At 61.8% G+C, this 17,661-nt stretch carries 16 protein-coding genes; 3 read left to right on the top strand and 13 right to left on the bottom strand.

The features are described from left to right. Positions 1-23: 23 nt before the first annotated feature. From P3T20_RS18150 to P3T20_RS18180, 7 genes are all read right to left on the bottom strand, one after another. Entirely contained in the window at positions 24-1,409 is a 1,386-nt protein-coding gene (locus tag P3T20_RS18150) for a Fic family protein (RefSeq protein WP_074265119.1), read from the bottom strand. Between the two features lie 278 nt (positions 1,410-1,687). Further along, complete coding sequence (locus P3T20_RS18155; protein ID WP_074265118.1) at positions 1,688-2,890, bottom strand: tetratricopeptide repeat protein; 1,203 nt, start codon at positions 2,888-2,890, stop codon at positions 1,688-1,690. A gap of 16 nt (positions 2,891-2,906) precedes the next feature. Beyond that, entirely contained in the window at positions 2,907-3,335 is a 429-nt protein-coding gene (locus P3T20_RS18160) for an ExbD/TolR family protein (protein WP_074265117.1), read from the bottom strand. A gap of 15 nt (positions 3,336-3,350) precedes the next feature. After that, positions 3,351-3,776 (bottom strand): ExbD/TolR family protein, encoded by a 426-nt coding sequence (locus tag P3T20_RS18165; RefSeq protein WP_074265116.1) that lies wholly within the window; start codon positions 3,774-3,776, stop codon positions 3,351-3,353. Positions 3,777-3,779: 3 nt separating this feature from the next. Further along, positions 3,780-4,700, bottom strand: a complete 921-nt coding sequence (locus P3T20_RS18170) for a MotA/TolQ/ExbB proton channel family protein (RefSeq protein WP_074265115.1) — start codon at positions 4,698-4,700, stop codon at positions 3,780-3,782. A gap of 80 nt (positions 4,701-4,780) precedes the next feature. After that, positions 4,781-5,482: an energy transducer TonB gene (locus P3T20_RS18175; RefSeq protein WP_074265114.1), complete on the bottom strand. Its 702-nt coding sequence runs from the start codon at positions 5,480-5,482 to the stop codon at positions 4,781-4,783. Positions 5,483-6,395: 913 nt separating this feature from the next. Then, the gene (locus P3T20_RS18180; RefSeq protein ID WP_074265113.1) at positions 6,396-6,743 is read right to left on the bottom strand and encodes a DUF4148 domain-containing protein; all 348 of its coding nucleotides are present in this window, start codon (positions 6,741-6,743) and stop codon (positions 6,396-6,398) included. A gap of 409 nt (positions 6,744-7,152) precedes the next feature. On the opposite strand from P3T20_RS18180, the gene P3T20_RS18185 reads away from it, so the two are divergent. Genes P3T20_RS18185 through P3T20_RS18195 form a run of 3 tightly spaced genes read left to right on the top strand, consistent with a single transcriptional unit; the run spans position 7,153 to position 9,996 of the window. Then, positions 7,153-7,830: a response regulator transcription factor gene (locus P3T20_RS18185; protein ID WP_074265112.1), complete on the top strand. Its 678-nt coding sequence runs from the start codon at positions 7,153-7,155 to the stop codon at positions 7,828-7,830. Between the two features lie 10 nt (positions 7,831-7,840). Continuing rightward, complete coding sequence (locus P3T20_RS18190; RefSeq protein WP_074265111.1) at positions 7,841-9,244, top strand: sensor histidine kinase; 1,404 nt, start codon at positions 7,841-7,843, stop codon at positions 9,242-9,244. A gap of 38 nt (positions 9,245-9,282) precedes the next feature. Next, on the top strand, positions 9,283-9,996 hold the full coding sequence (locus tag P3T20_RS18195) for a winged helix-turn-helix transcriptional regulator (protein WP_074265110.1): 714 nt from the start codon (positions 9,283-9,285) through the stop codon (positions 9,994-9,996). Between the two features lie 117 nt (positions 9,997-10,113). Here the strand turns inward: P3T20_RS18195 and P3T20_RS18200 are convergent, their stop codons facing one another. The 6 genes from P3T20_RS18200 to P3T20_RS18225 all read right to left on the bottom strand — a co-directional run bounded on the left by P3T20_RS18200 (position 10,114) and on the right by P3T20_RS18225 (position 17,647). Further along, complete coding sequence (locus P3T20_RS18200) at positions 10,114-10,263, bottom strand: hypothetical protein (RefSeq protein WP_167379391.1); 150 nt, start codon at positions 10,261-10,263, stop codon at positions 10,114-10,116. 61 nt (positions 10,264-10,324) lie between these two features. Continuing rightward, entirely contained in the window at positions 10,325-10,597 is a 273-nt protein-coding gene (locus tag P3T20_RS18205; RefSeq protein WP_074265109.1) for a DUF4148 domain-containing protein, read from the bottom strand. A gap of 152 nt (positions 10,598-10,749) precedes the next feature. After that, positions 10,750-12,237, bottom strand: a complete 1,488-nt coding sequence (locus P3T20_RS18210) for an efflux transporter outer membrane subunit (RefSeq protein WP_074265108.1) — start codon at positions 12,235-12,237, stop codon at positions 10,750-10,752. Then, positions 12,230-13,447 carry an efflux RND transporter periplasmic adaptor subunit gene (locus P3T20_RS18215; protein ID WP_074265107.1) on the bottom strand — a complete coding sequence of 406 codons (1,218 nt, stop codon included), beginning with the start codon at positions 13,445-13,447 and terminating at the stop codon, positions 12,230-12,232. Before P3T20_RS18215 ends, P3T20_RS18210 begins: the two co-directional genes overlap by 8 nt. Further along, positions 13,437-16,688, bottom strand: coding sequence for an efflux RND transporter permease subunit (locus P3T20_RS18220; protein WP_429287512.1), 3,252 nt, complete (start codon positions 16,686-16,688; stop codon positions 13,437-13,439). The genes P3T20_RS18215 and P3T20_RS18220 overlap by 11 nt, the downstream gene beginning before the upstream one ends. A 284-nt stretch (positions 16,689-16,972) precedes the next feature. Continuing rightward, positions 16,973-17,647, bottom strand: a complete 675-nt coding sequence (locus P3T20_RS18225) for a response regulator transcription factor (RefSeq protein WP_074265105.1) — start codon at positions 17,645-17,647, stop codon at positions 16,973-16,975. Positions 17,648-17,661: the final 14 nt, after the last annotated feature.

Genomic DNA, 17,661 nt, shown 5'->3' on the forward strand with positions numbered 1-17,661 from the left:
CGCCGACGGCGCGCCTTTCTTCGCTACTCGGTGACAGGGCGTCCTGCATCGACCCAACGCATCAACTCGCGTAGCGTCAGGCGGTAACGGGCGAAGTTATGCTCGCCGAGCCGGACGATATCTCCTTTGACGATCTCGGCGAGCTTCTCGGCATCCTGCGCAGGGAGGTCAAATTCGGCGATGGCCGCCCCGAGCGGATGGCCTTCTCGCACAACGCGGCTCACCAGTTCGTTGATGGCATCGCGATGCGTCGCGCGAAACAGATCGGGCAGGCCCGCCGCCTGAATCTGCACGGCATATTTCCCGATCGAGCGGCGGTAGGTCCACGCGAACAGATCCGCAGCGATGCTGACGTCCAGCTTCTCATACACGCCGATCCTCGCGCGACTATAGTCGTCGTCCGTCACGTCGAGAAAACTGAGCGGCGCGCAGTTGTACATCAGAAGCGGGATATTTGCGCTGAGCCGGCTGGTTCGCTTGTTGCCGTCCTCGAACGGCTGGAGGTAGGCGAGGTTCACCCAGAGGAAGAAAGCGGCCTCTACGGGATTCTTGATATCACGTGCCTTCGCAACGATGATGCCGAGCATCTCCTCGAGCAGCGAAGGCATATGTGCCGGCACATACGCCGTGTTGCTGATGTTGACGACCTTCTGGCGAATCGCCCCGAGCGAATCTTCGTCGTGCAGCAGGCCCTGCATCAACAAGGTATGGATGTTCCGGATCACCATCACGGTGAGCCCATAGAGCGGCACCTCGTCGATCAGGAACTCGATCGCGCGCTTGTGGTTGAGCAGCATGATCGCGTCCTTGTCCTGCGGGTTGGCGTGCCCCGACCGGAACAGGACCTCGGTATCGAGCCGGGTGTAGCGGTTGCCTTCGAGCCGGGACGACGAAAAAGACAGGTCGATCAGCAGTGGCTCGATGACATTGCGCGCGTACGTGCCGGCGGGCTGTTGTCCTTGCATCCGTCCTTCTCGATAGAGATCGTTTGCGAGCGACTCAGGCAGCAGGAACGTCTGATTGGGTTCGTAATCGTCGACGAACTTGCGCTGATAAGTTACCGGCTGACGGGCGCCGAGAGGCACCTCGAGAGCAGCGAGGAGATCGCTTGAAGACGGAGACCACGAGGGGGATCCCGTTGGAATTACTGAGCCGGGACGTGTGACGGAGGAAGGCGCGGGTGCTTGCACCGCACCCTCGAAACTGGCAAGGCTGTAACGGGAGGCCGAGGTACTTCCCGACTGGACTACTTTTCCGTCCGCTTTGAGCCGGTTCAGGTAGCGGAGTACCGTCGCCGGCGGCTCACCCAGTGCCGCCGCGATGTACGACCGGGACAACTCGTGGTGTCCCAGATCGCGCTGCCTGGCCAGAAACCTCAGAACGGTGTCGTACAGTCCGCGCTTCGCCATTTTCTCGCTGGATACCTGCAAAATTGATTCAAGATTGATTCTTGAATCAATCTTAGCTCAAAACGGACGGAAAATGAACCAAGAATGATCCAAGATTGATCTAAGAATGATTCAAGACCCATAAATTGATCTAAGAATGATCCAAGATTGATCTAAGCCGGCGTCAGCGGGGAGACGAAACGAAGGGAAGGGAGCAAAAAAGAATCGCGCCGCTAACCGGGACTCGGAGAGTCCAGCTTGCGGCGCGAGGTACAGCGTGTACAGCGAAGGAGGAGCGCTTACTTCGACGCCACCAGAATCCACAACCGCGCCAGGTCAGCCGAGCCGTCGTCGCCCTTGACCGCCTTGAACGCCTGAATCGCCTTCTGCTTCTGCCCGGCGAAGTAATACGCTTCGCCCAGATGCAGCTGCGCCTGATCCGGATGCGGCAGACCGCCCTTGGCAATCAGCCCTTCCATCGTCGCCAGACCTTGCGGCGCCTGGCCCGCGAAGACCTGGTTGAACGCCAGATCGAACGGCGGAATCGGCACACCGTTGCTGTCGACCGTGCTCGTCGCACGCTTGGTCGCCAGCGCCTGCAGACGCTTTTCGCGGTCCGCACCGGCGTCCTTGCCGAGCACGCCTGACGAGAAGCCCTGATCCACCACCTGCTTGCCTTCAACCGGAGTGCCGGCAAGGATCGACAACTGCGTCATCTGCATATAGTCGTCAGCCGTCGTCAGCGAACCGGTAGCACGGCGCAAACGGTAGGTGTCGATATCCAGATTCGACGCGTAACCCGGCTTGCTGCGGATCGCCGAGAACAGATCATCCCAGTACGACTGCTTCGGGTGGTACGCCACCAGCTTTTCGAGCGCACCGCGATAGGTGGCCGAGTCGTTGGAGCGCTGCGCGCACGTGCCCAGCAACTGCAGCTGCGATTCGTCCGGAGCATGACCGGCACGCGCCTGTGCATCCACCGTAGGCTTGAGCAGGCTCACCACGTTGCCGCAGTCGTTCGACAGGTAGTACGACTGGATCAGCAGGGTCCGCATGTCCGGATCCGTGCCGCCGGCCTTCATGTAACGCTGCGCGGTCTTGATCGCCAGAGGATAGTTCTTACCCTCGAAGTAGATGCCAGCGAGAGCAGCGGTGGTGCGTTGCTCGTCGGCGCCCGTCAGCTTGCCCGAAGCGAGCAGCGTTTCGTAGGCCTTCGCTGCGGTACCGGAGTCGCCGGCCGCAGCGGCAGCCGCGCCGCGCATCTCTTCGATCATGTAGTTTTCGTAGGGCGTCTTGTTCGGGACTGCGTCGGCCTGCGCGATCTTCGCCAGCGCGTCCTGATACTTGTGAGCCCGGTACGAATCCTGCGCCGCGTTCAGCGGCTTGGCCACTTCGGGACGCAGGGTGTCGGCAGCATGCGACACGGTCGGCAGCACGACGAGGGCAGACAACCCCCCGAAAGCGGCCGCTATCACGGCACGCTTGAACCGTTGATGGATCATTAGCACTCTCACATCCTTATTGCATGTACTGCTCGTTGCCGATCAACCCGATCTTGGTGGCGCCAATACGTTGTGCGGCAGCCAGCACGGCAGCGACATCCTTGTACGGCACCAGCTTGTTCGGCAGCAGATGAATCTCAGCCTGCACCGGCTCGGCAGCAACCTGAGACAGTTTCGAGTTGAGGGTGGCCTGGTCCGGAATAACCGTACCGTTCCACATCATCGTGCCGTCGAAGTCGATATCGATCTGCACCACTTCCGGCTGGACCGCCGGAGGAGGTGGGTTGCCGACTGGCAGGTTCATCTTGATGGCGTGCGTCTGGATCGGAATCGTGATGATCAGCATGATCAGCAACACCAGCATCACGTCGATCAGCGGCGTGGTGTTGATGTCGACCATCACATCCGGTTCGCCGCTTTTACCTGAAGAGACGTTCATTCCCATAATCGATTCCCTTCCTCAGCCCCCGCGCGGCGGCGGCTCAGTGATAAATGACACCTTGGCGATGCCAGCACGCTCGCAGGCGGTGATCACGCGGCCGATAAACTCATAACGCGTGTTCTGGTCGCCACGCACGTTGACTTCCGGCTGCGGTTGCATCACCGACACGGTCTTCAACTGCGTGAGCAGCGTCGCTGCATCCACGTGCTTCTCGTTCCAGAAGAAATCGCCATCGCGGTTGACCGCGATCACGATACTTTTGGGCGTGGTCTGCAGCGGCTGGACTGCCTCATTCGGCAACTTCACCGGCACCGTGTGCGTAACAACAGGAATCGTGATCAGGAAGATGATCAGCAAAACCAGCATCACATCGACTAGCGGCGTGGTGTTGATGGCGGAGATGACTTCGTCCTCATCCCCCTCTTGCCCGACGCTCATAGCCATGGCTTACCCCGCGTGTTCGACCAACGTAGCCTTCTGGGCTGCAGCCGGGCGCTTTGCGCGGCCGCTGCCGGCCAGCAGGACGGTGTGCAGTTGTGCGCCGAAGCCGCGGACGCGTTCCATCACCGACTTGTTGCGGCGAACCAGGAAGTTGTAGCCGAGCACCGCCGGAACTGCCACTGCCAGACCGATTGCCGTCATGATCAGCGCTTCACCGACCGGACCTGCCACCTTGTCGATCGAAGCCTGGCCGGCGATACCGATAGCCGTCAGTGCGTGATAGATACCCCAGACCGTACCGAACAGGCCGACGAACGGCGCCGTGGAGCCGACCGTACCGAGGAAGGCGAGGCCGTCCTGCAGGCGGTTCGACACGTTGGTGATAGCGCGCTCGACCGACACGTCGATCCAGGTGTTGCGGTCGACGGCTTCGAGGAGCGCTTCGTCATGGTGTTCACCGGCATCGATCGCGGTTTCGGCGATGAAGCGGAACGGCGAACCTTCGTCCAGCATCTTCGCGCCTTCGGCGAGCGAAGGCGCGGTCCACAGCTGTTCGTCCGCGCTCTTGAAGCGGCGGTTCGCACGGAACTGTTCGAAGAACTTCGTGATCATGATGTACCAGCTGCCCATCGACATGATCACCAGCAGGATCAGCACGAAGCGGGCAACGAAGTCACCGTTTTTCCACAGGGCGCCAAGACCGTACGGGTTGTTGACGGTTTCGGAGGTGGCGGGTGCCGGCGGCGGCACAGCCTGGTCCGCCGGTGCTGCTGCGGGTGCGGCCGTCGGTGCGGCGTCGGTTGCCGATGCTGCTACGGTTGCGTCGCTAGCTTGCGCGTAGGCAATTTGCGGTGCGACAAAGGTCGTTGCCGTGGTTACGGTCAACACCATGCTTGCCGCCACTGCGGCGAGAGAACGCTTCTTCATGTCTGCTCCAGTTCATGCGTTGAACTTGTACAACGTGACTAATAAATCGCTACCGGTACCGCTCGGTTCGTGGGTTCAGTTCAGTTCAGGTTGAACGAGAACGGAACCTGGACACGGACAGGTTGGCCTTGGGAAACGCAACTAAACTTCTTTACCGCATTGAACGCCGCGCGATCGAGGGAAGAGTCATCCGACGATTTCGCGACATGCTCATCCGTAATATGGCCCTGCGGATCGACTACGAATTCGATGAGTACGTCACCCGTGACGTTGTTTTCCTGAGCTTCCTTCGGATACACCACGGTTGAGCGGATCTGGTCGGAGTTCGGGCACGCCACGTCGACCTGGGCGCTCACCGGCTTCGACGGGGCCGGCGGAGCGGGCGGGGCAGGCGGCGGTGCCGGCTGCGCCACGACCGGAGCGGCCTGGTGCGTAATGGTGGGCTGCGGCGGAGTCGGCACGTTGACTTCCGGCGGCGGCACGAACGGCGGCGGCGGCGGCGCGAACTTCGGCGGCGGCAACTGCACGGTCGGCAACGGCGGCGGAGGCGGCGGCTTCACCGGCTCGATGATCTTGGTTTCAATCGGATGTTGAATGACCTGCACCACCTTGGTGGCGAGGCCATTGAGCAGTGCATAGATCAGCACTATATGGAGGAGAAGAACGGCGGCAATACCGCCAAAGCGGCGCACGGGGTTCTGCTGCTTTTTCCCGAATTCGCGCGGGCGCCCAGTTCTGTGAACTGCGGTCGTGCCCGCCGGAAACTGCCCTTCAACTTTCATAACCACCTTCGTTCCTCCCGGCGTGAACCGCCCATTTCCGTGACTGCAGCGTTCTTGCTACGTCGAAACATTGTTTCCTTCAGCCCTAACGAGGGCGCGCAACATTCTTTTTGGACTCCAGATGGGCGGGCCGTAGCACTCGACTCGAGCCTAAAGGCTTGCGCCTTGGGTTCAGATCCCGGGTTGCAACGGCTATAGGCCGTCTGTGTGCAAGGCGCATGCCCGCGTCGGACAGATTCTGAGCGGTCCGCGGGGATGAGCGGAAACAGCCAGTAATCTATCTGCGTAGAAGTACTAATAGACGGTATTTGATACATCCCCTTCGCTTTGGCGCAGGCCGTGACGGACGAAAAGATGCTCGAACGTCACACGTATTTCACAGACCGTCATTAGCTGCGGCTGTAATTCCTGCGACGGAACGATATCAGTTCAAAATCTCGCGTCAAACTTTTTTTGATGGGGGCATACTGTGTTTAGAGGATGCGCTCTAATCATGTGGAGCGCATTTCGCCGGCCAGCTTACAAGAGTGAATGGTTGGGGCGAAAAAGTCGTTTAACTTCAACGTTATGCCAAATGCTTTTGTAAGCTTGTGAAGGCTGACGTTAATACTGATTTACGACGCGATAAAAAACAGCGTCAACGCCTTGCGCTACGCGACACGATTCTAAAGCAGGTCGCCGGTTGGCTGCACGGGAAAAAAACGTACCGCGGGGTGTGCGAAATGGATAGCCACGCGCATCGTGCAATGTCCGCGAAGTTCGCGCGTGACAAGGGCGGCGCCTGCAAATGATGAGAGCGGGATGAGGACTGCAAGCGCGAGAAGCGCGCTTGCAGGGTATTCGCCTAGACGCCTGGTTTCGACGGTCTGTGCGGCGGATTTCAAAGGCACGTGAGCGCTTGCCCGATGCACGGTCAGCTCGCCGGGTTCACTGCGCCGGTCGTTGCCGGTGCCGCGGTGTTATCAGGGTGCGCATCGGTCGCTGAAGCGGGCGGCATGCAGTCGGCGCGGTATTCGGCCTGCAGCTTCGCTTCGGCCGCCTCGAGGTCGGCAGGGTAGACGTTTTCGTCCGTGGCGGGGTTGTAGCCCATGGCCTCCAGTTCGCCGAGTTCGCGCATCAACTGCTTGTGCGTGACTTCGCCCTTGAGCTTCGTGAACGGATAACTGTTGCATTGCTTTGGCGTGAGACCGGGAGCGGCCATTGCAGAAGCGCTGCCGGCGAGCAACAGGGCCATCAAAACGGTGCGTGTCGCGAGTTTCATGTTTGCATCCCTTGGTGGAGTACTTCGTACAAAGGCAGCCAGGAAAAAGTGGCTACCGGATGCAAACAGGCTAGTGGAGGGCCCATACCGTTTCGCCCTCTTAACGATGAAAGATCGTTCATCTTTGCGCCGCCGCCGGGGAGGGCGTCAAAGCGTGCGCTGCGCGCGGATCCCCGTGAGTTCTGGGCGCCTTTTCCTTGTTTAAATATTTTTTAATGAAACCGATATGTGAGCGTTACGGCCTCGCGCGTAGCCTGTGGCCATCTGTTGTCCACGTTGCGGCGCCCGGCGCGCCGTCCGCTTCCGAACTCAAACCTGCAAGCCGAATATGGCATCATGTACTTCTACTGATAACCGGTCGCGCACGCCGCTCAGGTCGGCTGAGTTCGCTGTCGCGCGTGAAATCATCATGTCGCGAGTGCTGACAATCGAAGATGACGAGATCACCGCCAACGAAATAGTCGGCGAGCTAAAAAGCCGCGGCTTCACCGTGGACTGGGTGGCGAACGGCCGTGATGGCATGGCGCGCGCCGTCAGCGACGAATACGACGTCATCACGCTCGACCGCATGCTGCCGGGCGTCGACGGCCTGACCATCCTCACCACCATGCGCAGCATCGGTATCCAGACGCCGGTTCTGATGCTGAGCGCGCTCGGCGACGTGGACGAACGCGTGCGTGGTCTGCGCGCGGGTGGCGACGACTATCTGACCAAGCCGTTCGACCCCGAAGAAATGACCGCGCGCCTCGAAGTCCTGCTGCGCCGCAGTCAAACGCCGGCCACGCAGTTCGAAACTACGCTACGCGTCGGCCCGCTCGAACTCGATCTGATCTCGCGCAAGGTCCAGCGCGATGGCGAGGAGATCGTGCTGCTGCCGACCGAATACCGCGTGCTCGAATTCATGATGCGCCACGCCGGCCAGACCATTACCCGCACCATGCTGTTCGAAGCGGTGTGGGGTTACCACTTCGACCCGGGCACTAACCTGATCGACGTGCACATGGGACGTCTGCGCAAGAAGATCGATCCTCCCGGCGTGAAACAGATGATCCAGACCGTGCGGGGCTCGGGCTACATCCTCGCGTGAGCAGATAACCTTGACGGACAACTCTTTCCCCGCGCAATCCGCACTGGGGCGCCGTTGGCATTCCACGACGTTTCGTCTGATCGCGGTGTACGCCGTGATCTTCTCCATTTCCGTCATGTCGCTGCTGGGCTTCATCGGCGCCGCGGTCACCGGCGACATGGAGCACGAGACCGACGTCGTGATGCAGTGGCAGCTCATCTACTTCGATTCGATGCCGCATAGCGCGCTGGCCGATGCGATCCATCGCCGGCTCGAGCACGAGCGCATGCATGCCAATTACTACGGTCTGTTTTCGCCTGACGGCCACTATGTCGCGGGTGACGTGCTTGCGCTGCCGCCGGGACTGGCACCTGACCGGGGCGGCGTGACACTCGCCCGCAACAGCCTGCAGACCTTGAGCGGGGAGCCCTCGCCCGTGGTTCGCGCAATGGCCGAACGCCGTCGCGACGGCGAGACCCTCGTGCTGGCGCGCGACCTCACCCATATCCTGCGGATTCGCCAGACCATCATCAACGCGCTGATCGGCGGCGGGCTGTTGTGTCTCGTTGCCGGCGTGGTGGGCGGCCTTGCGCTGAGCGTGCGGCAAATGCGCCGCCTGAAGGCGATTCGCCGCGTCACGCTGCGCATCGCCCAGGGCGATCTCGGTCAGCGTTTGCCGATCGGCGGGCGCGATGAGATCGACATGCTTGGGCACCTCGTCAATCACATGCTCGAGGAAGTGGAGCGCCTCATGAACGAGGTCAAGGGCGCGTGCGACGGTATCGCCCATGATCTGCGCACGCCGCTCGCACACGTGCGGACGTTGCTCGGGCACATCGCGGAACGCTCGGATATCCTCGATGACGTTGCCGTGTCGGCGCTGGTCGCGCGTGCCCGTGACGAGACCGACGCGTTGCTCGACCGTTTCCGCGCCATGCTGCGCATTTCGGAGATCGGCACGCTGCAGCGGCGCGGCGGTTTTGCGACCGTGGAACTGCAGGCGCTCATCGAGGAAGTCGGCGAACTGTACGAACCGCTGGCGGAGCTTCGCTCGCTGCAGTTTGTTGTCGAATCCGAAGCCGTCGAGCCGATCCACGGCGATCGTGCGCTGCTGTTCGAAGCGTTCAGCAATCTGCTCGACAATGCCTTCAAGTTCACACCGGCCGGCGGCGTGGTGCGCATGTCGTTGCGCCAAACGCCCGCAGGGCCGCTGGTCGAGATCGTCGACAACGGGCCTGGCATTCCGCTCGATGAGCGCGACGCGGTGCTGCAACGCTTTTATCGCGGCGAGGGTACTCGCCATCTGGCGGGCTCGGGTCTGGGGCTTTCGATCGTCTCTGCCGTGATGCGTGTGCATGACTTTACGATCCGCATCGGTAATGCGGAGCCTGGCGCGTGGGTGAGCATCGAATGCTGGTCGAGGACGCTCGCGTGAGCCTTCCCGCTCTCTTTCCCTTCTGCACGGGAGGTTGAATGCGTATCCTGTTCGTCGCCGCGTCCCATCCCGAATCCGCCTGGCTCTATAAAGCGCTGCAGGAGAGCGCACACAGTCTGCAACGCGCCGAGGACGTGCGCGACGGCGCGTTTCTGACCACGCAGGAGCCGTTCGACGCGATTGTTGTGATGGCCCTCGACGCCTCGTCCTATGCAAGCCTGCTGGAGACGCTGCCGCAATTCGTCACGGCCGGTGCGGGCGCGGCGATCATCGCCGTGCTTGGCCACTCGAACGCCCAGGACCGCAGCCGGGTGCTGCGTGCGGGCGCCGACGCCTGTTTCGGGCAACCGTACTCCTTCATCGAACTGCACGAGCGTCTGCAGGCGTTGCGGCGCACGGCGGCCTCGCGCGCTGCACACGATTTGCCGCCGGCGATGGCGACCGCTCCCGGTGAGGCGAGCGCCACGCTCTCACTGGATCCGCTGACGCATGAACTGGTCGACGGCGAACGGCGGCTGGTGGTGACGCGGCGCGAGTATCTGCTGATCGAATGCCTGATGCGCCAGTTCAACGCGCCGGTCCCGCGCGAGCAACTGATTCGCTATGCGTGGCCCGAGAAGGACGATGTCGACCCGTCGAGCGTCAATCTGGTGGTCTCGCGTTTGCGGCGCAAGCTCGCACAATATCTGCCGGAAGTGCACATCGAGACCGTCAGCCGTTACGGCTACCAGATCAGTACTGGATCGCACTGAGGGACGCCGCCCACCCCTTTCCTCAGGGTGATACGCCTCAAATCTTAAGACGAAGCCGCAATGAAACGAACGCGCTAACCCGTATGGGGAGCGCGCTCGTGTCGTTCATGCTGACGCTCATGAACCGAAATACGGTGTGCAGAAGCCGGGCGGTCCGACACAGCCGTTGGCGGTGTCGGGGCCGGGCGCCGCGCAGCCGGATAGCAGCAGTCCGGCGGCGGCGAGCGCGTAAATTACGGCGCGCTTGAGTACGGTACGGGCTTTCATGGCTCTGATCCGGCGTGAAGCGGTATGGACAGCGCGCGCAGCGGCGTCTATTCCGCTAGCCTTAGTGTTCGTAGATCGTCGAGTTGAGATACTGCATCTGGCCATCCTGTTCGGCATGCACCAGTTCCTGGTAGACCTGCGCACGCGTCTTGGGGGCCTGTTCCTCGCCATACGGCGGAACCCATTGGCCGGCCTGCTCGACGGTGGAGTTCGAGTTCTGTGCCAGTTGTGCCGAAGCGGCCGGTTGCTGCGTGGTCGATGCACTGGTTTGCGCGAAAGCGGAAGCGGTAGCCGTGGCGCCCACAAAAGCGATAGCGATCATCAGGTATTTCATGTTGGTTGTCCTTACGAATTAGTGGTCGGTCTATATCGGGTTGCCTGACCGCGGCGCGAAGTTAAAAGCGAAGTAAAGAATTCGCTGCCCGGTTGATTAGAAGGATAGTCGCCGGGGGATAGCGGTTCGACGATCTAAACGTGAAAAGAAATTTATCCACGTGCAGCGGATAGCGCCTTTGCCTGAACCGGCGTAGCAGGCGCGGCTGCCACCGCCGTCTGATCCGCCGACCATCCGCCGCCCAGCGCCTCGATCAGTCCCACCGAAGCCAGTAAGCGCCGCGTATTCACGTTCAACGCGAGGATCTGCGTATTCAGTTCAGTGGTCTGCGCGGTCACCACATCCAGATAGCTGACCGTTCCATCGCGATAGCGCGACATCGAGAGATTCAAGGTGCGTTGCGCGTCGGTGAGCGCTTCGTCCTGCTGCGTCGCCTCATCGCCAAGATGATGCAGCTGGGCCAGATTGTCTTCGACCTGCTGGAACGCGAGCAGCACCGCTGCCTTGTATTTCGCGCCGTTTTCCGCCAGCTTTGCACGCGCTTCCTGTGTCATGGCTTCGCGGCGGCCGCCGTCGAACAGGGTCATCACGAGACTCGGACCGATCGACCAGATTTCGTTGGGCGCCATGATCCACGGCGAAAGCGTGTCGCTCTGGAAGCCACCGTCGAGTCCCAGCGAAACGTCCGGGAAGAACGCCGCCTTGGCGATGCCGATCTTTGCGTTCGCCTCAGCCACGCGCCGCTCGGCAGCGGCGATATCGGGACGCCGCTGCAGCAGCGCCGAGGGCAGGCCGGTTGGAATGGACGGCAGATAGGCGAGGCCGGTCGATGCTGTGAGCGAGAACGACGACGCCGGCACACCGGTCAGCGATGCAATGGCGTGTTCGTACAGTGCGCGTTGAGCCTTGACGTCCTCGGCAGCGGCACGCGCCGAAGCGAGTTGCGTCTGCGCGCGCGATACATCGAGGTCCGAAGCAATGCCGCCGGCGTGACGGCTCATCGTGAGCTGCAAGGCGCGTTCATAGGTGGTAATCGTGTCCGCCAGCAGTTGTTGCTGCTCGTCGAGTCCGCGCAGATTGAAGTAGGCGTCCGCAAGACTCGCCTGCAAGCTCAGACGCACGGAGGCGAGATCCGCGTCGCTAGCCTGGGCGGCCGCCTGGCCTGCGGCTACTTCGTTGCGCACCTTGCCCCACAGATCGAGGTCGTAGTTGATGCCGACGTCGACCGTGTTCGAGCCATACACCGAAGGTTCGCCGGAGCCGCGCAACGGCCGGTTCTCCGATTGCCGGTTGCTCGAGACATTGGCCTGCGCGCCGATGGTCGGGAACAGGCCCGAGCGCGCCTGCGCCAGATAGTCGACGGCTTCGTCATGGCGCGCCACTGCAGCAGCGACGTTCGGATTGGCCGCCGCCACCTGCACTTCGAGCTTGTCGAGCACCGGGTCGCGATATACCTGCCACCAGCCATCGCGCGGCACCTGATCGGCGGGTTTGGCCAGTTGCCAGGCACCGCTTTCCTTGAAGGCCGTCGGAATGGCCGTGGGCGGCACCTGATAGACCGGTGCGAACGAGCAGCCGCTAAACAGTGCGCTGACGGCCAGCGCCACGCACAGGCTGCGCTTTAACTTGAGCCTAGCCATGGGCGCGCTCCGCGTCGCCATGGTCGGCGAGCGACGTGGAAGATGGGTTGGCGGCGTGCGCCGCCGCGATTCGCACCGCGTCACCTGTGGCGATCGAGTCGGGCGGGTTGTCGATCACGCGGTCGCTGGCCTCGAGGCCCGAGCCGATTTCGACCTGGGTGCCGAGATCCGTGGCGATGGTGACGGGCTTGAGTATCGCGTGATCGCCCTTGCCGACCACCGCCACCTGCAAGCCGCTTTGCCGGAAGATCAACGCGCTGGCTGGAACGAGCAGCGCATGAGGGTCGGTGGGCATTGCGAAGTGGACTTCGGTGTATTCGCCTGGAATCAGCAGGCCGTTCTGGTTATCTACCTCGAGTTGCACGAGCAATGTGCCCGAAGACTGTGTGATCGAATCGTCGGTGTCGAGCAGCTTCGCTTCGAATGTCATCCCGGGACGCTCAGGCATGGTCAGCGTTGCCGTCATGCCCGGCTTGATGGCTGCAGCGTCGCTTTGCGGCACGCTGACATACACCCGCAACTGACGCGCGTCGGAAACCGTAAACAGTTCATGACCGTCACCGCCGCCTGCGTTGATCAGGTCGCCGATATCGGTCTTGCGCGCGGTGACGACGCCATCGAACGGCGCGGTGATCCGCTTGAACGATTCAAGTGCTTCGAGACGGTTCACATTCGCCTGGGCGCTTGCCACGATCGCCTGCTTGGCAGCCAGGTCGCCGGTCTTCTCATCGGTGTCCTGCTGCGAGACGGAATCCTGTTTGAGCATTTCGGTCCAGCGTTTGGCGGTGGATGCCGCGAGCTTTTCGTTCGCCTGCGCGTCCTGCAAGTCGGCTTTGGCCTGCAGCAATTGCTGGTCGAGATCGGGCGTATCGATCAGGCCGAGCAGTTGTCCGGCCTTCACATGCGTGCCGATATCCGCGTACCACGCGTGCAGATAGCCCGGCACCCGTGCGTAGATGGGTGCGTCGACGAAGGCGGACAGATGACCTGGCAGAACCAGGGATTGCGTTGCGCCCTGTTGACCCGGCGTATGCGCGGCGACGGTCGGAATGGCCTGCGCGGCAGACCACGCGGTCATTTCCTGTTTGGCGTGCACGCGGGTAAAGATGCCGGTTGTCACGATCCCCGCAGCAGCGAGCAGCACGACGATGCCAACCAGCTTCAGATGACGTAGCCGCTTGGGCGAATTGATCTCGATCTCAGTGGACATGGAGGGCTCCGGTTTCGGAAGTAGGATGATTTTTTTCTTTGACAGGAGGGTGCTTCGCCGCATCGCGACGGTGCACCAGGCTGAACACAACCGGGACGAACAGCAACGTGGCGAAGGTTGCGCAGATCAGACCGCCGATCACCGCGCGTCCAAGCGGCGCGTTCTGTTCGCCGCCGTCGCCAAGACCGAGCGCCATCGGCGCCATGCCGATGATCATCGCGAGCGCGGTCATCAGCACTGGGCGAAAGCGTGTGAAGCCGGCTTCCATTGCTGCGACCAGCGCGTTGCCCGTGACGGTGAGGCGTTCGCGTGCGAAGCTCACCACCAGAATGCTGTTGGCCGTGGCCACGCCCATGCAGAGAATGGCGCCGGTCAACGCCGGCACCGAGAGCGGCGTATGCGTGGTGAACAGCATCCAGACGATCCCGGCGAGCGCAGCAGGCAACGCGGTGACGATGACAAATGCATCGGACCACGAATGGAAGTTGACGACAATCAGCATGTAGATCAACGCGATCGCGCCGACGAGGCCAAGCGAGAGTCCGAGGAAAGCGCTGTTCATCGTCTCGACCTGGCCGCGCAAGGTGACCGTCGAGCCCTTCGGCACGTCTTTCGCCGTGGCATGCAGGATGTGCTGGATGTCCGTTGCGACTGCGCCCAGATCGCGCCCCTGGGTGGTTGCAAATACGTCGTAGAGCGGCTCGATGTTGTAGTGCGAGACGACCGCATCGCCGACGCCGCGCTCGATCGTAGCAATGCCACCCAGAATCTGCGACTGGCCGTTCTTGCCTGTGATTGGCAAATTGTTCAGCGCCGAGAGCGACTCCATGCGGTATTGCGGCGTCTGTGCGACGATTGGATATGACACACCGTTATGCGGATTCAGCCAGTAGGTGGGCGACACCTGGCTCGTGCCAGAGAGGCTCGCTACCACGGAATTGGTCACGTCCTGCTCGGTGATGCCCAGTTCGTCCGCGCGCGACCGGTCGACCGCCACGGTGAACTGCGGGTAAGTGGACGCCTGCTGGATGCGCGTATCGGCAATGCCCGGAATCAGGCGCATGCGACGCATCACTTCGTTGGCGTAGCGATGGTTGGCATCCTGGTTCGGGCCGGCTACCTGCAGGTCGATCGGCGCCGGTGAGCCGAAGTTCAGAATCTGGCTGACGATATCGGCCGGCAGAAACGAGAAGGTCGTGCCGGGGAATTCCCGCGGCAGGATCTTGCGCAGTGTTTTCACATAGCCGGCGGTCGGTGCATGATTTTCGTTCAGCGAAATCATGATGTCGCCGTCGTTCGGCCCCGTGGTGCCGCTATTGTTGTAAGTCAGGTTGATGCCGCTGTTCGGCAGCCCGACGTTGTCGATGATGCTGCCGAGTTGATTGGGCGGCACTACACTGCGCACGGCGTTCTCGATGTGATCGAACTCGGCGGCGGTATCTTCGATGCGCGTGCCGACCGGCGCGCGGACATGAAGCGAGATTTCGCCCGAATCGATGTCGGGAAAGAAATTGCGCCCCAGCCATGGCGCAAGCAGGAACGACGCGCCGACCACGATCAGAAAGCCAACCACGAAGCGCTTGCGGTTGGTCAGCGCGAGGCCAAGCACGATGCGATACACCGCGCGCACGCGTTCGAAGCGATGCTCGAAGCCCCGCTGAAAGCGCACCAGCGGATTGCGAGAAGCGGGTGGGTGGTGGTGGCCGCCGTGCGGTTCCATCGCCGCCGCCAGTTCGCCGGAGGCGTGACCGCCCGACGCATGCGGCTTCAGCAGATACTGCGCGAGCATCGGCACGAAGGTGCGCGACAGCGCAAACGACGCCACCATCGCAAAGATCACCGCTTCGGCCATCGGCACGAACAGGAAGCGGGCGATGCCGTTCAGCAGCAGCATCGGCACGAACACGATACAGATACACAGCAACGAGACGAACGCCGGCCCGACGATCTGCGCGGCGCCATCCATGATCGCACTTCTGACATCCTTGCCTTGCTCGAGGTGCCAGTTGATGTTTTCGATCGTGACGGTGGCGTCGTCCACCAGAATCCCGACCGCAAGCGCAAGACCGCCTAGCGTCATCACGTTGAGCGTTTCGCCCATCGCCGAGAGGCCGGCAATCGCTGCCAGCACGGCGAGAGGAATCGACGCCGCGATGATCAGCGTCGAGCGCCAGCTGCCGAGGAACAGCAGAATCATCAGCGACGTCAGCGCCGCGGCGATGATGCCTTCGCGCGCCACACCGCTCACGGCGCCCTTCACGAAGGTGGATTGATCGCCCATCGTAACGAGCTTGAGCCCGGGCGGCAGCGTCTCCTCGATGCGCGGCAGTTGCGCCTTGACACCCGCGATGATGTCGAGCGTGGAGGCCGAGCCGTTCTTCAGGATACTCATCAGCACCGCGCGGTGTCCGTCCACGCGCACGATGTTGGTCTGCGGGGGATAGCCGTCCCGCACGTGGGCGACGTCGCGAATATAGATGGTTGCGCCGTCCACGGTCTTGATCGGCAGGTTGTTCAGTTCCTGCAGCGACAGCGGGCTGTTGTTCAGCTTGATGTTGTATTCGAAGCTACCGATCTTCTCGGTGCCCGCCGGGATAATCTGGTTCTGCTGGGCCAATGCGTCGGCGACATCCTGCGCGGAGAGTTTCTTCGCCTGCAGCGCTTGGGGGTCGAGGTCGATCTGTACTTCGCGGGTCTTGCCACCATAGGCGGTCGGAATCGCCACGCCGGGCACGCTCAGCAGTTGCGGACGGATGAAGTTGGTCGCGTAGTCGGCGAGCTTCTGTTCGTCGAGCGTGTTGCTGGTGAGCGCCAGTTGCAGAACCGGCACGGTCGAGGCGTTGTAGTTGAGGATCTGCGGCGGCGTCGTGCCAGGCGGCATCTGCTTCAGCACGGTCTGCGAAACCGAGGTGACCTGTGCTGTGGCCGTGCGAATATCGACGTTCGGCTGGAAGAAAATCTTGACGATGCCGTAGCCGCGAAACGATTGCGATTCGATGTGCTGAACATCGTTGACCGTGGTGCCGAGCGTGCGCTCGTAATACGTGACGATGCGTCCGGCCATGTCGTCCGGTTGCAGGCCCGCGTAGTTCCACACCACGCTGATCACCGGAATACGGATGTCGGGGAAGATATCGGTTGGCGTGCGCAACGCGGACAGCGGGCCGATCAGGACGATCAGCAGCGCAAGCACGATGAACGTGTAAGGCCGCGTTAGCGCTAGCCGGACTATTTTTAACATCGAAAGCTGCTCCGTTCAGAATGGCGCGATGACTCGGCGGCGTCAGTCGGTTAGGGCAAATCCCACTGGTGGATTGCCCGATGTCGGTATTCTGTAGAGCAGGCCCTAACACCCTGCGACTAAAAAAATGAAACAAGTTTTAGTTGCCAGGCATGACGAAATTCACAGTACGGTGACGATGCGTTAGCCGTGCGGCAGCGCGATCACGCGCAAAGACACACAGCGCGCCGTATGGGGCACGCTGTGTTCGATGAGAGGAGAGAGGGAGGCGACGCGCTTGCGCGTCAACCGAACAGGTAGCCTGAGCCGCGAATGGTACGGATCAGTGGACGCTCGCCCGGCACGTCGACCTTCTTGCGCAGACGCCCCACGTGCACGTCGATGAGGTTGGTGCCCGGATCAAAGCGGCAACCCCACACCGCTTCGAAAATCATCGTACGCGTCAGCACCTGGCCTGCATGACGCATCATGAATTCGAGGACGCGGAATTCGGTCGGCTGCAGTTCGAGTTCGCGCTTGCCGTGGGTGACGCGTCGGCGCACCAGGTCGAGCTCAAGCGCACCGGTACGCAGCAGGGTCTCGGCCTTGGCATTACGCGGACGCCGCCGCAGCAGTACTTCCACGCGTGCAAACATCTCGTCGGCCGAGAACGGCTTGGTCAGATAGTCGTCGCCGCCGGCGCGCAGCCCCTGAATGCGATGATCGACATCGGACATCGCGCTCATCACCAGCACCGGCGTTTCCATGCCCACACCGCGCATGGTGGCGACGATCGTCAGACCGTCGAGATCCGGCAGCATGCGGTCGAGCGTGACGACGTCGTATTCGCCTGCCATGACCTTGGCCATGCCTTCGCGGCCGGTGCGAGCCACGTCGACCGAGAAACCGCTCGATGTGAGCGTGCGCACGATATCGTCCGCGATCAGTTCATCGTCTTCGATCGTCAGTATCTTCGGCATGGTTCGCTAGCGTA

Origin of the sequence: Paraburkholderia sp. GAS206C, assembly GCF_050435645.1 — a bacterium.
Taxonomy (GTDB): Bacteria; Pseudomonadota; Gammaproteobacteria; order Burkholderiales; family Burkholderiaceae; genus Paraburkholderia; species Paraburkholderia phenazinium_B.

Coding starts and splice junctions, on each gene's coding strand:
- P3T20_RS18150 (WP_074265119.1), bottom strand. CDS start 1,409: ATGGCGAAGCGCGGACTGTACGACACCGTTCTGAGGTTTCTGGCCAGG.
- P3T20_RS18155 (WP_074265118.1), bottom strand. CDS start 2,890: ATGATCCATCAACGGTTCAAGCGTGCCGTGATAGCGGCCGCTTTCGGG.
- P3T20_RS18160 (WP_074265117.1), bottom strand. CDS start 3,335: ATGGGAATGAACGTCTCTTCAGGTAAAAGCGGCGAACCGGATGTGATG.
- P3T20_RS18165 (WP_074265116.1), bottom strand. CDS start 3,776: ATGGCTATGAGCGTCGGGCAAGAGGGGGATGAGGACGAAGTCATCTCC.
- P3T20_RS18170 (WP_074265115.1), bottom strand. CDS start 4,700: ATGAAGAAGCGTTCTCTCGCCGCAGTGGCGGCAAGCATGGTGTTGACC.
- P3T20_RS18175 (WP_074265114.1), bottom strand. CDS start 5,482: ATGAAAGTTGAAGGGCAGTTTCCGGCGGGCACGACCGCAGTTCACAGA.
- P3T20_RS18180 (WP_074265113.1), bottom strand. CDS start 6,743: ATGAAACTCGCGACACGCACCGTTTTGATGGCCCTGTTGCTCGCCGGC.
- P3T20_RS18185 (WP_074265112.1), top strand. CDS start 7,153: ATGTCGCGAGTGCTGACAATCGAAGATGACGAGATCACCGCCAACGAA.
- P3T20_RS18195 (WP_074265110.1), top strand. CDS start 9,283: ATGCGTATCCTGTTCGTCGCCGCGTCCCATCCCGAATCCGCCTGGCTC.
- P3T20_RS18200 (WP_167379391.1), bottom strand. CDS start 10,263: ATGAAAGCCCGTACCGTACTCAAGCGCGCCGTAATTTACGCGCTCGCC.
- P3T20_RS18205 (WP_074265109.1), bottom strand. CDS start 10,597: ATGAAATACCTGATGATCGCTATCGCTTTTGTGGGCGCCACGGCTACC.
- P3T20_RS18210 (WP_074265108.1), bottom strand. CDS start 12,237: ATGGCTAGGCTCAAGTTAAAGCGCAGCCTGTGCGTGGCGCTGGCCGTC.
- P3T20_RS18215 (WP_074265107.1), bottom strand. CDS start 13,447: ATGTCCACTGAGATCGAGATCAATTCGCCCAAGCGGCTACGTCATCTG.
- P3T20_RS18220 (WP_429287512.1), bottom strand. CDS start 16,688: ATGTTAAAAATAGTCCGGCTAGCGCTAACGCGGCCTTACACGTTCATC.
- P3T20_RS18225 (WP_074265105.1), bottom strand. CDS start 17,647: ATGCCGAAGATACTGACGATCGAAGACGATGAACTGATCGCGGACGAT.